General features: G+C 47.7%; 13 protein-coding genes. 10 read left to right on the top strand and 3 right to left on the bottom strand.

Annotated elements, in window-relative coordinates:
• Positions 1 to 26: 26 nt before the first annotated feature.
• Together KZ483_RS27155 and KZ483_RS27150 are read right to left on the bottom strand one after the other, a co-directional pair.
• The gene (locus tag KZ483_RS27155; protein WP_258881456.1) at positions 27 to 1,397 is read right to left on the bottom strand and encodes an MFS transporter; all 1,371 of its coding nucleotides are present in this window, start codon (positions 1,395 to 1,397) and stop codon (positions 27 to 29) included.
• Between the two features lie 63 nt (positions 1,398 to 1,460).
• Positions 1,461 to 2,048, bottom strand: a complete 588-nt coding sequence (locus KZ483_RS27150) for a TetR/AcrR family transcriptional regulator (protein WP_220350601.1) — start codon at positions 2,046 to 2,048, stop codon at positions 1,461 to 1,463.
• 366 nt (positions 2,049 to 2,414) lie between these two features.
• On the opposite strand from KZ483_RS27150, the gene KZ483_RS27145 reads away from it, so the two are divergent.
• Positions 2,415 to 3,413, top strand: a complete 999-nt coding sequence (locus tag KZ483_RS27145) for a site-2 protease family protein (protein ID WP_258881455.1) — start codon at positions 2,415 to 2,417, stop codon at positions 3,411 to 3,413.
• A gap of 77 nt (positions 3,414 to 3,490) precedes the next feature.
• On the opposite strand, the gene KZ483_RS27140 is transcribed toward KZ483_RS27145, so the two are convergent.
• Positions 3,491 to 4,228: a DUF4386 domain-containing protein gene (locus tag KZ483_RS27140; RefSeq protein WP_220350600.1), complete on the bottom strand. Its 738-nt coding sequence runs from the start codon at positions 4,226 to 4,228 to the stop codon at positions 3,491 to 3,493.
• Positions 4,229 to 4,614: 386 nt separating this feature from the next.
• On the opposite strand from KZ483_RS27140, the gene KZ483_RS27135 reads away from it, so the two are divergent.
• The 9 genes from KZ483_RS27135 (at position 4,615) to KZ483_RS27095 (ending at position 14,744) form a co-directional block, all read left to right on the top strand.
• The gene (locus tag KZ483_RS27135; RefSeq protein WP_220350599.1) at positions 4,615 to 5,385 is read left to right on the top strand and encodes a DeoR/GlpR family DNA-binding transcription regulator; all 771 of its coding nucleotides are present in this window, start codon (positions 4,615 to 4,617) and stop codon (positions 5,383 to 5,385) included.
• Between the two features lie 46 nt (positions 5,386 to 5,431).
• Positions 5,432 to 6,925, top strand: a complete 1,494-nt coding sequence (locus KZ483_RS27130) for a sugar ABC transporter ATP-binding protein (RefSeq protein WP_258881454.1) — start codon at positions 5,432 to 5,434, stop codon at positions 6,923 to 6,925.
• Positions 6,926 to 7,120: 195 nt separating this feature from the next.
• On the top strand, positions 7,121 to 8,644 hold the full coding sequence (locus KZ483_RS27125) for a sugar ABC transporter ATP-binding protein (RefSeq protein ID WP_220350598.1): 1,524 nt from the start codon (positions 7,121 to 7,123) through the stop codon (positions 8,642 to 8,644).
• 22 nt (positions 8,645 to 8,666) lie between these two features.
• Positions 8,667 to 9,704: an ABC transporter permease gene (locus KZ483_RS27120; protein WP_220350597.1), complete on the top strand. Its 1,038-nt coding sequence runs from the start codon at positions 8,667 to 8,669 to the stop codon at positions 9,702 to 9,704.
• Between the two features lie 4 nt (positions 9,705 to 9,708).
• Positions 9,709 to 10,698, top strand: a complete 990-nt coding sequence (locus KZ483_RS27115) for an ABC transporter permease (protein WP_220350596.1) — start codon at positions 9,709 to 9,711, stop codon at positions 10,696 to 10,698.
• A gap of 449 nt (positions 10,699 to 11,147) precedes the next feature.
• Complete coding sequence (gene rhaS / locus KZ483_RS27110) at positions 11,148 to 12,197, top strand: rhamnose ABC transporter substrate-binding protein (protein WP_220350595.1); 1,050 nt, start codon at positions 11,148 to 11,150, stop codon at positions 12,195 to 12,197.
• Positions 12,198 to 12,362: 165 nt separating this feature from the next.
• On the top strand, positions 12,363 to 13,061 hold the full coding sequence (locus KZ483_RS27105; RefSeq protein ID WP_220350594.1) for a GNAT family N-acetyltransferase: 699 nt from the start codon (positions 12,363 to 12,365) through the stop codon (positions 13,059 to 13,061).
• Positions 13,051 to 13,734: an HAD family hydrolase gene (locus KZ483_RS27100; protein ID WP_220350593.1), complete on the top strand. Its 684-nt coding sequence runs from the start codon at positions 13,051 to 13,053 to the stop codon at positions 13,732 to 13,734. The genes KZ483_RS27105 and KZ483_RS27100 overlap by 11 nt, the downstream gene beginning before the upstream one ends.
• A gap of 5 nt (positions 13,735 to 13,739) precedes the next feature.
• Positions 13,740 to 14,744 carry a phosphotransferase gene (locus KZ483_RS27095; protein WP_220353717.1) on the top strand — a complete coding sequence of 335 codons (1,005 nt, stop codon included), beginning with the start codon at positions 13,740 to 13,742 and terminating at the stop codon, positions 14,742 to 14,744.
• The last annotated feature ends 37 nt before the right edge of the window (positions 14,745 to 14,781 follow it).

Below are 14,781 nucleotides of genomic sequence, written 5' to 3'. Positions count from 1 at the left end.
ACCCGTAAATTTGAATTTGTCCCATATTATATTGAAACACTTGAATTCCTGGTGCGGAATTGCAAGCGGTAGAACAACAAGATGCCCACATGCATTGCGGCAAGAACGAGATAAATATTGCTGAAGAGGTAACTATTCGGATCAACATGTAACGGATTCCAATTAACGGATGAACCATGCGCCGCTGCGCTGCCATAAACGCCAGCGGCTATTCCTTGGGATATAAAACTGATCATCGAGAAGAGCCCCATACCAACTCCAATTTGATCTTTGGGCAATGATCTCGAGATCGAGTTCGACATCGCAATTTGAAAGAAAGATTGGCCTACGTTCCCGAATATGAGAATGAATGAAATCCAAAGCGGCGAGATTCCTGTGAAGATTGACAGCAAGGCAAAGCAGGTAATTAAAGAGCCGGAAGCAACAGAGATCAGATAGGAGTTCCCTTTCAAATCCGCCAGTTTTCCGCCCTTTCGCCCTAGTATCGCGGAGGCTGCCGCAGCAGGAACCATGGCGAAACCAATCCAATTGGAACCCAAATGATACACTTCCGAGAGCAGGATCGGAGTTAACAAATATAAGGAAATGCCAATGCCGGCGATGAGAAATGCAAGCGTTAGTCCAATGGTGTACTGTTTGTTTCGAAACAATTGGGGCTGTATAAAAGCTTCTTCTGTCGCATGAATTCGCAGAATGAAGAGGATTAAAGCCGCTAATCCGAACACCAGATACCACCAGGTCAGATTCGTGACCCCCAGCAGAAGCAGCGTAATGGATGCAGCAAGTAAGATCCCGCCAAGCCAATCGAATTTGCGAGCAGCTTCTTTCACCTCATGCTCCAAATATTTGCGGTAAAGCGGCAGCAGCAGCAGCATCAACAAGGAAGGCAGAAATAGCCATCTCCAATTCGCAAAGCTGACGATAAGCGCGGAAATCACAGGCGCAAGAGCACTTCCGAGCGCAAGCCCGACGGCTGACATGCTTATTGCGGAGCCTCTCTTCTCAGGAGAAAAATACCGCACGGGGATAATGAGTGCAATCGCCGGGATAGCTGCGGCCCCCGCAGATTGCAGGCACCTTCCGAGAAGTGCGAATAAGAATGTTTGGGAAACGAGCCCGATTAGAGAACCCGCTGCAAACAGCGTCAGACCGAACGTCAATAGGCTCTTCAGTTGGAATCTGTCCGCCAGTTTCCCATAGGTCACGGTTCCAAACGCATAGATAAGCGTATAGGCGGATGACAGCCAGCTCACCTGAGCAAGGGTAAGATGAAACTCCTCGCTGATTTGCGGAAGCACAACGTTAAACATAAGGGCGCTCATCGATGACATCATGACGGTTAACATCATTAACCGCATTAAGATCAAACCTTTTTGCTGCTGTGAGTCAGAATTCAAGGTTAATCACTCCTCTCAAATATTGCACGCAAGTACATACTTTCATTATGCTTTATAAAAAAGCTAGGGGGTTAATGCCCTAGCGAATAATCGTACACTTTCTTCGATGAATTCGTCCAACGAGCCTTCTGAGATAAACTCTTTTGCGTTCAGACTGCTCATGAATGCGCCGTTATTCATCCACATGAACGACAACGCAGTCATCTCAGGTTTCGGCGTCGCGACCTTACCTTGTTCCGACATGGCGGTCAAATATTCCGTTAATAGGTTTTTCAGATGCTTCGGATGGCGCCCGGCCTCCTGAAGAACCTCCTCAGGGAGATTGCTGCTCCCTTTTTGCGCGATAGATATTAATTTTCTATTCCGGTTCATGATTTTATGATACGTTCGGCTGAGCGTAAGAAGGTCCGAATACAGATCCCCTTTGAGGCTTTCATTAAAAAGCTTTGTCATCTCTTCGCCATAATGATAGCGGCTAAATGCGGCTTCAAGCAGCTTAACCTTCGTTCCGAAATGGCGAAATAGCGTAACCTCATTGACTCCGGCAGCAAGGGCGATTTCCTTGGTGGTTGTGCCGTCATAGCCCTTTTCGGCCATGAGTTCGATTGTTGCAAGCAGAATCTTATCGCTAGTACTTAGATTGTTGGTCATTTGCCTACCCCTTTTGTGTGCAAGTGGTTGCTTGCATATTAAAATTGTATTCGAGTCTTGGTATAATGTCAAGAGCAGGAAACACGACAATTGAAAAATCAGCTTTTGACAGGTGCGGACATGAAATTTCATACAAGCGGCATGAACAGGTATAATAAGTGAACAAGGGTACATTCAGCCCCAAAACCTGCCTCTTATCGGCGGGTGGTTGCGTTCAATGCAACTGGCAATCAAAACATCGGTTGGGAAAGGCGGCGACGGAACCTGGAGAAGCAGGATAAGCGGAATCGAAAAAAAAAACCATGGTGGCTAATCGGCGCTGTCGGAGCATTTTTGCTGGGGAAAGGAAAGGCCCTCCTCGCTTTGTTGAAGTTCAGTAAATTCGGCAGCGCCCTCATAAGTATGCTGGTTACGATATGGGCCTATACGATCCTTTTTCCAATTCAAGTGGCTGTCGGGCTGGTCGCTATGATTTTTATTCATGAAATGGGACATGTGATCGCTGCGAAGAGAAAAGGTCTGCCGGTAACCGCTCCGGTCTTTATTCCTTTTTTGGGTGCATTGATTTTGTTAAAACGAAATCCTCGAGATGCGGTAACCGAAGCCTATATTGCCATAGGCGGACCGCTCGTCGGGACGATCGGCGCCGCGGCGGCGTTTTTAATCGGATGGGGGGCGACCCAGGCGGGATGGTCCGCCGAATGGTATATCCTGATTATCATTGCGAAGATCGGGTTTATCCTGAATCTGTTCAACCTGCTCCCGCTTCATCCGCTTGACGGTGGGAGAATCGCTACGGCGGTTACACGCTGGTTGTGGGTGATTGGTGTTATCGGGGGAGCATTGGCCATTATATATTTAAACGCCTGGATCCTCTCCATTTTCTGGGTTATGTTCGTGATCGATCTGTACAATAAGTATATTCGCCGCAGAGGAAACAGAGAAAAGGTCGTCGTACAGGGGAGTTTCGCTGTACCACTGCAGCCGCTGCTTGACCAGGGCTATTTCATTCCAGGCGAGGACCACCGGAGGGAACTCCCGTTCAACACGTATTCGACATTGGAAGGCAGGCAGCGGGTCGTGGTCCGCTGGGAAGGACTCGGTCTGGAGGGGGAGATAGAGCTGCCGCGGCAAACTCTTATCCGAAAAGTCGAGGTTATCAAAATCGTCCGGCAATTGAATGAAGAGGAGCCGAAACTCGCCATACATTGCGAAGTTACGGGCCAAGCGCATGAAAACATCGCTTACTATGACGTTCCACCTGCAGCGAGGGTTGGATTCGGTTTAGTTTACGGCGGACTGGCACTGTTTTTGCTGTATATGCTTTATCTAATAAGCCAGATGAACATCCCGACTGCTTTCTGAATCCAAAGACGTTTGCTTTGGCAATTTCCAAACACTTCGATAACCAAAAGAAGCCGCCAAGCGGCAGCTCCTTTTGGTTAATTGCGCATGAATAGCGACTTTGTCAGCTCGACCTTAACACCCTTAATCAGCAGCCAGAAAGCTAACGACAGCTCTCCAATGATACCTGGTATGGCTACAATCAGCAGGAATATCGTTTTGTAGTCAGTGTAGCCCGGGAGAAGAAAATGCGCAATACTGTCTATTACATATCCTGCGAATGCTATGACCAAGAAGATCCCGATGATTCTTGGCAGGTAGCCTCGTGACTTGATTATTAAATAACCAACGACCAATAAGTGAAATCCAAAAAGTACCAATCCAATGAGCCATCCATTGTTAAATGCACCAATCAGTAACATCACCTGAGCGTGCAGCTGATCTGTTGTGAATGCCGTCAGGTATTCAGCACCGCTTAGAAGCTGGAGAACATTCAAAAAATTGAATAAGGCTGCTCCAAAAATGGCGGTGTATACGAGCCTGAACAATGCCGCGAGCATCGCTAGATTCTTATTAATGGGTTTGAGTAGCACATACAGTGTCCAAGATACCAGAACATCAAGTATAAGCACGATCACAAATCCAATAAATCCACCCCGAAATAACATCTCTTTGGTCATGATGTTATTGGCAGTTGCGGCTGCATCACCCGGTACAATAAGGCCCTCAATAACGGAGAAATTGGAAAACATCGCAAGTACAGCCATAAGTAGAAGCCCCAGCCCTGTGGCTCTGGAATAAAAAAGTGGTGAAGCCTCGGTATTGCGGTTTGTCATTTCTAACCCCTCCTAATTTTCCTCAAACGAAAAACCCTCTTCCAAATGCCTTTCTCGATTTCAACGATGTCTGTGGTGTCACCTGGCTTTGTTTTTTACCAATTATTATAAATAAGTAAAGTATTGTGTTCATATTGTATTGTCAGCTTTACATTATGTCAAGTATAATTAACATGTGACAAAAAGAGGCTGTGATTTTAGCGGCATGAAATCGATTAAGCGTTAATAAAACACGTTCATGCCGGCAGGCTGGTCTGTAAATCTGCTGTCTCCGGGCGAACACAAACGAACATCATTATGATATAATCAAACAGTAAAATATGATCGGTTTCTTTTATCCCGATGGGCTTGATGATTCGCCGTCAAAGCCACCAAGGAGTTATCCAATGTTTGCTATTGAGCGCTTAAACAAAATTAAAGAAATCCTGTTCAAGGAAAAACGCGTCGATGTATACGAATTGAGCGAGCTCTTCTCAGTGACGGAAGTGACGATCCGCAGGGATCTGGACAAGCTTGAACAAATCGGCTTTCTTACGAAAATTTACGGCGGAGCTGTCCTGAAAGAGGAAGCCCTCGCGGTGGCAGCCGTCACCGAACCCGGCGAAGCCGCCTCCGAAGAAAAACGAATGATCGGCAAAATCGCTTCCCAAATGATTGAGGAAGGGGATGCCGTTTTTCTGAGTCCGGGCACGACATGCCTGGAAATTGCCCGCAACATCCGATCGAAGAAAATCACGGTGGTCACCAATGACGCTCTGATCGCTCTGGAGCTTAGGAACAGCCTTGGGATGAAGGTTATTCTAACGGGCGGGGATCTTATTCCATCCACCTCCACGCTTGTAGGGGGATTCGCACTGCAGACGCTGGAAGGCATTTTTATCAACAAAGCGTTCATCGGAGTCAAGGGCGTGAATTTTGACACCGGATATACGGTCGATAGCTATGAAGAAATGATGGTCCTGCAGAGCGTGAAGAAAATTTCGGGCGAGATTGTCATCGTGGCGGATTACACCAAATTCAACCGCACCGGCTTTGCCCGGCTGGGCGATTTATTGATGGCCCCCGTAGTGATCACGAACAAGCAGATTCCTTCCGAATACAAAAAATTCTTTTTCGAGAAAGCGGTCAAGCTTTACACCGCGTTTGAACTGGAATAACCCCCATGGTCCAAAACCATACAGATGATGGAAAGAGGGACAACGTTTGAGCCATCTGCTGGAAATGAGAAAAATCTCCAAGCAATTCAATGATAATCCCGTACTGAACGGTATCGATTTTACTGCCGATAAAGGACAGGTTCACGCGATTATCGGTGAGAACGGCGCGGGGAAATCCACTCTGATGAAGATTCTTGCTGGCCTCTTTCCTCCTGATTCGGGAGATATTTTGCTCGAAGGACGGCCCGTTGCGATTGGCAATCCGAAGCAGGCGCAGGAGCTTGGAATTGCCATCATTTATCAAGAGATTCACCTGTTCCAGGACCTGAATGTAACCGAGAATGTATTCATGCGGCGGGAGCCTCTGAAAAACATCAAATGGCTGCGTCTGATCGACTGGGATAAAGCCTATAAGGAAACCCAGAAGGTTCTCGATGAACTGGGCCTCTCTTTTCATTCCAAGGCGATTGTGAAGAGCTTGTCCATTGCACAGCAAAAGTTTTTGGAAATGATCAAGGCGCTGTCACAGAACGCGAAAATCATGATTTTGGACGAACCTACGGCAGCCTTCTCGGAGCAGGAAATCGAACTGCTGTTTAAGGTCATTCGTGATATGAAGAAATTAGGCGTATCCATCATTTATATATCGCACCGGGTCGAAGAAATTCAGCAGATTGCCGATACGGTAACTGTGCTGCGGGACGGGGCGGTCATCGAATCCTGCGGCGTCCGGGATATCGACAGGAATCTCATTGTGAAGGCGATGGTCGGCAAGGAGCTCCAGGACCGTTATCCGAAGCTTAAGGTGAAGATCGGGAAAGAAGCGATGCGCGTAGAAGGCTTGGGCTATCAAGGAATGATCGGCAATATCAATCTGGATGTCCGAAAGGGAGAAATTCTCGGTATTACCGGTCTAAGCGGGTCAGGCAGGCGCACGCTTGCGAAGGTGCTTGTCGGGATTCACGAGCCTTCCGAAGGAAAGATACACTTGAATGGGAAAGCGTTTACAAGGATGTCGCCCCATTTGGCCAGGCAAAACGGTCTTTGTTATGCGGCAGGTATTCACAACGAAGAAGGCCTGATCTTGAATTCGACGATTACGGAGAATATCACCCTCCCGAACCTGGAACGAATCTCAAGCGCCGGCTTCATCAAGAGCGGAAGAGAACTGCTATATGCCAAAGATTTGGTCGAACGGCTTGAGATCAAGGCGGACGAACGCGATGTCGTCACGAATTTAAGCGGCGGCAATCAGAAGAAGGTCATTTTGGCCAAATGGCTGTTTTCCGGCGCGAAGATTCTGATCATCGAGGAACCGACAGCCGGGATCGATATCGTTTCCAAAATCGATATATATAACATTATGAATGAATTAGTCTTATCAGGAGCCTCCATCATCATGATTTCTTCCGACCTTGGCGAAGTGATGGGTTTGTCCGACCGGATTGCCGTCATGTATAAGGGAGAGATTCGGAAAATCTTTTCCAGAGAAGAGGCGTCACAAGAACGGATATTATACTATGCATCGGGCGGTAAGTAACTCAATCGAAACCAAAAGGACACAAAAAAACGATAAAAGAAAGAGACGGGGTCATCTCTTTCTTCTTTTTTGCATAAATTTTATTATCAGTAAGCAGGAATTGTTATTCATGTGACGAAAATAATAAACAACGAAAACAAAAGATCATAAACAAACATCAAGGAACACGAATTCGATTTGGATTGGGGAGGCATTATGAGTGAATACATACTTGAATTGAAAGCGATTACAAAGACCTTTCCTGGCGTAAAGGCGCTTGATCAAGTTCATTTTCAACTAAAGGCCGGAGAGATTCATGCCTTAATGGGTGAGAACGGCGCGGGCAAATCGACGTTCATTAAAGTAATTACCGGTGTCCATTCGCCTGATGAAGGAGAAATGTATCTGAATGGGCAGAGAGTGGAATTTAATAACCCGAACGATGCGAAGAGAGCGGGGATCGCGGCTATTTATCAGCACATCACCTGTTATCCGGATTTGAGCGTCACGGAAAATATTTTTATGGGACATGAAAAAATCCATCCGAGAACGAAGCGCATTCGGTGGAAAGAGATGCACCAGGAAGCGGGGCGGCTGCTGCGGGAGCTCGGCGCAAGCTTCGATCCCAAAACACAAATGGGGGCGCTCAGCGTTGCCGAGCAGCAAATCGTCGAAATTGCAAAAGCGTTATCCGTAGATGCGAAAATCATCATTATGGATGAGCCGACGGCTTCTCTCACCCGGCGCGAGAGCGAGGAGCTATACCGTATTGCGGAGCGGCTCAGGGATCAAAGAACGGCCATTATTTTTATTTCCCACCGATTCGAAGACATGTACAGACTGGCAAGTAAAGTCACTGTGTTCAGGGACTCGAGATATATCGGGAATTGGAATGTCGACGAAATATCCAATCATGAATTAATCGTCGCGATGGTGGGAAGAGAAATCAACCAGCTGTTTCCGAAAAAAGAAGCGGCGATCGGCGAGGAAATTTTGCGTGTGGATGGACTGGGGTCAACAGGGTATTTCGCCGACGTGTCCTTCAGGCTTCGCAGGGGCGAGATTCTGGGCGTCACCGGACTTGTAGGCGCGGGCCGAACGGAAGTTTGCCAGGCGATATTCGGGATTGCTCCCTACGATAAGGGCAGCATTTACTTGAAGGGGAAAGAAGTGAAGCTGAGAAGCCCGCTCGAGGCCATGAAGTGCGGGATCGGGTATCTTCCTGAGGACAGGCAGAAGCAAGGCCTGGTGCTGCAGTGGGAAATAGGCAGAAATATCACGCTTCCGGTACTGGAGAAATTCGAAGCGAAGGGGACTCTTGATACAGGCAAAGAAGCGGAAGTTGCGAAGAAACTTGCGGAAAAGGTAAATGTGAAGGCAGGCAGCATTTACGATCTCGTAAGCTCTCTCTCCGGAGGGAATCAGCAGAAGGTTGTGTTTGCGAAGCTGCTTACGGCCGACCTGGATGTCATCATCCTTGATGAACCGACTAAAGGCGTGGATGTAGGCGCAAAATCGGCGATTTATGAAATGATCGGAGATTTGGCCTGCTCAGGATACGGCGTCATTCTCGTCTCTTCGGAAATGCCGGAGATTATCGGCATGTGCGACCGCATTATCGTTATGCGGGAGGGCAGAATCACGGGACGGATGGATCGCAAAGACGTCACGCAGGAAGCGATTTTACAGGCTTCAATGGCGGGCGTCGGTGGACAGCCGGCCATGGGCGCATCGGGATAATGTAAAAAATGGGGGCACGAATATGGCACAAGCAGGCTTGGAAAGAAAAACGGCAAACGGCAAAACGTTCAGAGGGCCGGAATTGCTCGAAATGATCGCGAAGTTCAGAGAGCTTGGGCTGCTCGGATTTATTGTCCTGCTTTCCGCAGCCGTCCAAATCAGAAATCCCAGCTTCCTGACGTGGGAAAACATCAATGATATGGCGACAAACACGGCAATTCTAAGCATTCTGGCGGTCGGGATGATGCTGGTTATCGTCACGCGAGGGATTGATTTATCGATTGGGGCGACGCTCGCTTTATCCGGAATGATTGCGGCGCTGGCTGTCTGCCGGTATCCGGAGCTTCCTCCGCTGCTCGCCATTCTAATCGGCGTCGTTGTCGGACTGGTGTGCGGCGTGGTGCTTGGTTTCCTCGTTTCGAAGTTCGGTATTCTGCCGATCATCGCGACGCTTGGAATGATGAATGTGTTTCGGGGGCTGACCTTTATGGTCAGCGGCGGCAAATGGGTAAGCGCCCATCAGATGCCGGCAGGCTTCAAAGGAATTGCAACCGGTTCCATTGCGGGAATAAACAATTTGATTTTCATCGCAATTATGACTTATATCGTCTTCTACTATTTTGTGAACCACACCCGAACCGGAAGGCAAATCTATGCAGTGGGGAGTAACCCGGAGTCCGCAACCGTGAGCGGAATCAATAACGGCCGCATTCTATTGCTTGTCTATTCCATTATGGGAGGCCTGTCCGGTCTGGCCGGGGTGCTCTGGGTATCCAAATTCGCTTCCGCCCAGGGTGATACCGCAACCGGTTACGAGCTTAGCGTCATCGCAGCTTGCGTGCTGGGTGGGGTAAGCATTGCCGGAGGCTCGGGCAAGATCTCAGGCATTATTCTGGGGGCTGTTCTTCTTGGCATTCTGAACAACGCGCTGCCGCTGATCAACGTTTCCCCATTCTGGCAAATGGGCATCCAAGGGTCCATTATTCTAGTCGCTGTATTGATCAATGCTTTGGTCAAGCGGGGGGTAGACCGCAATCATCTCATGAGGAGGAAAATATAAAGCCATGGAAACGAGAATTCTGACTAATAAGAGAGATTTTTCATGGAAGCGTTTCTTCCTACAGTGGGAATGGATGCTGGTCGTCCTCTTTATCGCGGTCAATATTATGAATATGAATTTGTCGGAATTCTATTGGAGCTACGAGAGTCTGCGGGACGCAACGATGACCTTTCTGGATAAATCGTTAATCGTTCTTCCGATGGTGCTGGTCATGATTCTCGGAGATATCGATATATCCGTTGCCTCAATCGTGGCGTTGTCTTCGGTCATTATGGCGGATTTATACAACTCCGGCGTTCCGATGCCGATCGCGATGATTGTGTGTTTGCTCATCGGAACATTGTGCGGATGGATCAACGGATTGCTGATCGTCAAGTTCAAGGAGCTGTCTTCGGTGATCGTGACGCTCTCCACCATGATCATCTACCGCGGCATTGCCTATATCGTTCTGGAGGATCAGGCCTCGGGACAGTTTCCCGATTGGTTCAGCTTCCTCGGTTGGGGTTATGTCGGAACGATTCCGTTCATTCTGATCGTATTCGCTGTATTTGCCGTACTTTCCAGTCTGCTGCTGCATCGGACAACATTTGGCAGGCGCGTCTACGCGATGGGCAGCAATATGACCGCTAGCCGTTTCTCCGGCGTTCAGGTCGACAAAATCAGGATCATCGTGTTCACCCTCGCCGGTCTTATGTCGGCGATAACCGCCCTATTCCTCACCTCGAGGATGGGCAGCACCAGACCCAATGTGGCGATGGGCTATGAACTGGACGTTATCGCCATGGTTGTTCTCGGCGGCATAAGCACAGCCGGCGGCAAGGGCAGAATGATCGGTGCGATTCTCGCCGTCTTTCTTGTCGGCTTTCTGCGCTACGGCCTGGGACTGGTTAATGTCCCAGCCCAGATGCTGCTCATCATTCTTGGAATGCTTCTTATCGTGGCTGTCATGATCCCGAAGATGAAATTCAGCCGGATCAAGCTGCGCAAAACGTAATACATGCAGTTTAACTGCAGGCCGAGCCGCGCATTTCGGTGTATAGAAGCCGGTTGAATTAGGTGCTGCCGGCCGGATTCGGGGCTTCCGATCGCAGTTGTCCCCAGATTCAATTCTTTAAAGGTAGAAATCTGGCTGACAAAAGGCGACCACTTACGTTACTCCAGCCCCGAATCGGCCTCTGCACCTTTTCACCGGACAACGGTTGCAGTGTACTGACAACCGAGCCGCCGTAACCTGGCGTCTAACGGTTGCAGTGTAACTGAAAACCGAGCCGCCGTAACCTGGCGTCTAACGGTTGCAGTGTACTGACAACCGAGCCGCCATAATCTGGCGTCTAACGGTTGCAGTGTACTGACAACCGAGCCGCCATAATCTGGCGTCTAACGGTTGCAGTGTAACTGTTTATGTATATAAAAAACAAAAGGTAATAAAGGGAGGAAGAAAAAATGAAAAAGGTAATATTTATGTGCTTGTCTATCGTACTCACCATGACCCTGCTCGCAGCTTGCGGAAGCGGGACGACCAACAAAGGCGGCACCGATACAGGGAGCGCCGATACAGGCGGCAAAAAGAAATTCGCCATTATCTTTAAAAACACCGGCAACCCATACGGTGAGAAGGAAATGGAAGGCTACAAGAATGCAATTGAAGAGCTGGGCCACGAAGCGATTCTGAAAGCGCCGGACCAGCCGACGGCAGAAGCGCAAATCCAGATGATTGAAGAGCTGATCTCACAAAAGGTGAACGCGATCGCGATGGTTGGGAACGACCCGGATGCTCTTCAGCCGGCATTGAAAAAAGCAATGGACCAAGGAATCAAGGTGCTCTCCCTCGATTCCGCCGTTAACGCCAAAAGCCGCATGGTGCATGTGAACCAGGCTGATCCGGAACGGATCGGCCGTGTCCAGGTGCAGGCAATTTCCGACATGATTGGCGGTTCCGGCCAGATCGCGATTCTGAGCGCAACTTCTCAAGCTACAAATCAGAACACGTGGATCGAGTGGATGAAGAAGGAGCTTGAAGACCCGAAATATAAAGATATCGAGCTGGTCAAAGTCGCATATGGCGATGATCTTCGCGATAAGAGCGTATCCGAGACCGAGGCGCTTCTCAAATCCTACCCGAACCTGAAAGGGATTATCGCTCCGACGACCGTCGGAATTGCAGCAGCAGGCAAAGTGCTGACGGACAAAGGACTGAAAGGTAAAGTTCACCTGACAGGGCTTGGTCTGCCAAGTGAAATGGCCGAATATATCGAAAGCGGCGTGTGTGAGTGGATGTATCTGTGGAATCCGATCGATGTCGGATATCTTGCCGGTTATGCAGCTGACGCATTAGTAAGCGGTACCATTACCGGAAAAGTAGGCGACAAGCTTAAAGCCGCTCGTCTGGGCGACAAGGAAGTCGTACAGGATGGAGACGGCACGCAAATCATGCTCGGCGATCCGTATAAATTCGATGCTGCCAATATTGCAGAGTGGAAGGCTGTTTATTAACAAAAAGAACTGTGAATAGCGTTACATACCCCTCAACTTCGAGGGGTTCTTTTCTTTTACAACTTATAAAGATAGAATTGTATTTATCTGGGACATAGGGTCCTGTTACAAGTATATTTTGCCAGAGGGGCGTGAAATATTATTCACCTGACCGATACCGAACTAATGAAAATACAAGCTAAAACGCTGTACGTGTTGAATGAGGAGAACCGGATTGTCGGCATTAATGAACCGGAGCAGGCAGGTGCTCCGTTACTTTTTATCGGCCGGACTAAGAAATCTATTGAATTCTATTATAATCACAACCTCCCGGAACATATCGTAAACGTTCTCAATCGGATTCTCTCCGAGTCAATCAATGTAATGGAGCTGTGCAGAGTTCTTGAGAAATACAGAAAGATTACAAGCATCTGGATGGGACCTGCATTTGTATGTCCATCAAACGATAGCCGCCAGAACATTGCTAATAACGCGATTGTCATGACCGAAAAAAATAGCCATTTTTTATCCAAATATTTTCCGGCTTTAATACCTGAGATTGAATTAAGAAGTCCCGTAGTCGGATTGATAGTCGATGGGCAAGCGGTGTCGGTGTGCAGTTGTGCAAGAAAAAGCGAGGCTGCTGCAGAAGCAGGTCTATTAACAATAGAGCAGTATAGAGGGAATGGTTACGCAGAGCGGGTTGTGGCGGAATGGATTCACCAAGTGCGGCAGGGCGGGTTAATACCTCTGTACAGTACTTCTTGGGATAATATGAGCTCACAAAGAATCGCGCAGAAGTTGAATATGGTTCAATACGGAATGGATTTCAGCATTACGGCGGAGCAATCTTTTGAAGCAAAAAGGAGGCCGTATGACAATTAAAGCGGTTTTTTTGGATTTCTATGGGACCTTGGTTCATGAAGATGACGATATCATTCCGCTTATTTGTGAAGAAGTAAGGATTAATGCTGCTGTTGAATGTTCGATTGAAGAAGTTGGACGATTCTGGTGGAAAACTTTCTCGAAGATGTTTCAAGACAGCAACGGACAAACGTTTCAAACTCAGCGCGAATTGGGTGTTAAATCTCTAGTGGAAACGATCCGGACATTCCAGTCCGAATGCGATGCAAGCAAGATCATTCAAAAGCAGTTCGACCATTGGAGAAAGCCGAATATATTCGCTGATACTCATGCTTTTCTCGAATTAATACGCCAGGAAAAACCCGTATATATACTGTCCAACATTGATTCCGATGATATCAGAGCGGCTATGGAGCATCTCGATATTTGGGCTGATGGCGTTATATCCAGTGAAGACGTCAGATCCTACAAGCCCAGACCGGAGTTGTTTCAAGAAGCGTTAAGACGATATAATCTGCAGCCCGGCGAAGTCATTCACATTGGCGATTCTATAGTCAGTGATGTTTACGGAGCCCAGGAAGCCGGGATTGATGCTGTGTGGCTAAACCGCAAGGGGAAGACCAAACCGGTGGACATCGAGCCCAAATACATATGTAAAAACCTGGAGGAAGTAGAGGTGATCCTTAAACAGTGAGTGAGATGCCGTATAATTTGCAAATTGAAAAGTTAAGTAATCTATTACAGCTTGGCGAGATAATTGGTGCTCCTGAAGCGCTGTCTGGCGGGCTTTTACACAGAATGTATGCTATTGAAACCACGCAGGGCAAATATGCAATTAAAGCATTAAACCCGCAAATAATGCTTAGACCTGCGGCCATGCACAATTTTACCAGGTCGGAACGAATTGCCAATATTGCAGCCGATCATATACCTGCTGTACCAGCTAAAAGAATTAACGGCACTTTCATGCATGAATTAGACAATCAGTTCTATCTTGTTTTCGATTGGGTAGATGGTAACAGTCTGAAACCTCGTGAAATCAATATTGTCCATTGTGAGAAAATAGGTGCCATTCTTGCGAATCTGCATATGACGGATTTTTCAGTGTTAGCCACCAGTAATAATTGGCCGGATCATACACAGCTAACGGATTGGAATTCCTATTTGCAGCAAGGACAAGAAAATAATACAGTGTGGGTTAACCTGCTCCTTGAAGTCATTGATAACCTATACGATTGGAATGCTCAGGCGAATGAATCAGCAAGACTGCTTGCATCAGAGAAGGTTATTAGCCACGGGGATTTGGATCCGAAAAATGTGATGTGGAACCATGACAATCCTATCCTGATTGACTGGGAGTCAGCCGGCCATATAAATCCAATGCAGGACTTGACTGAAACAGCTGTTTACTGGTCCGAAACTGAAACAGGAAACATTGACAAAGAAAGATTTTTAGCTTTCATCGGCGGATATAAGAAGAGATATGGAACACTTCAAGCAAACTGGAGAATGGTATTGGCAAGTGGTTTTTCAGGCAAATTAGGCTGGCTGGAATATAGTTTAAAACGGTCGTTATGGATTGAATGCACAGACCAGGAAGAACAGAAGATGGGGACTGAGCAAGTAACAGGAACAATTAATGCCATTAGGCGTTATGCGGAGATGATTCCTCAATTGGAATATTGGCTAAATAACGAGATGTAAATGACGGATATGGCATTATGGGTTATAAACGATAAAA

The organism is Paenibacillus sp. sptzw28, assembly GCF_019550795.1.
GTDB lineage: Bacteria > Bacillota > Bacilli > Paenibacillales > Paenibacillaceae > Paenibacillus_Z.
Note: the sequence above shows the minus strand (reverse complement) of the source record. Positions and strands in the feature narration are given on the sequence as shown.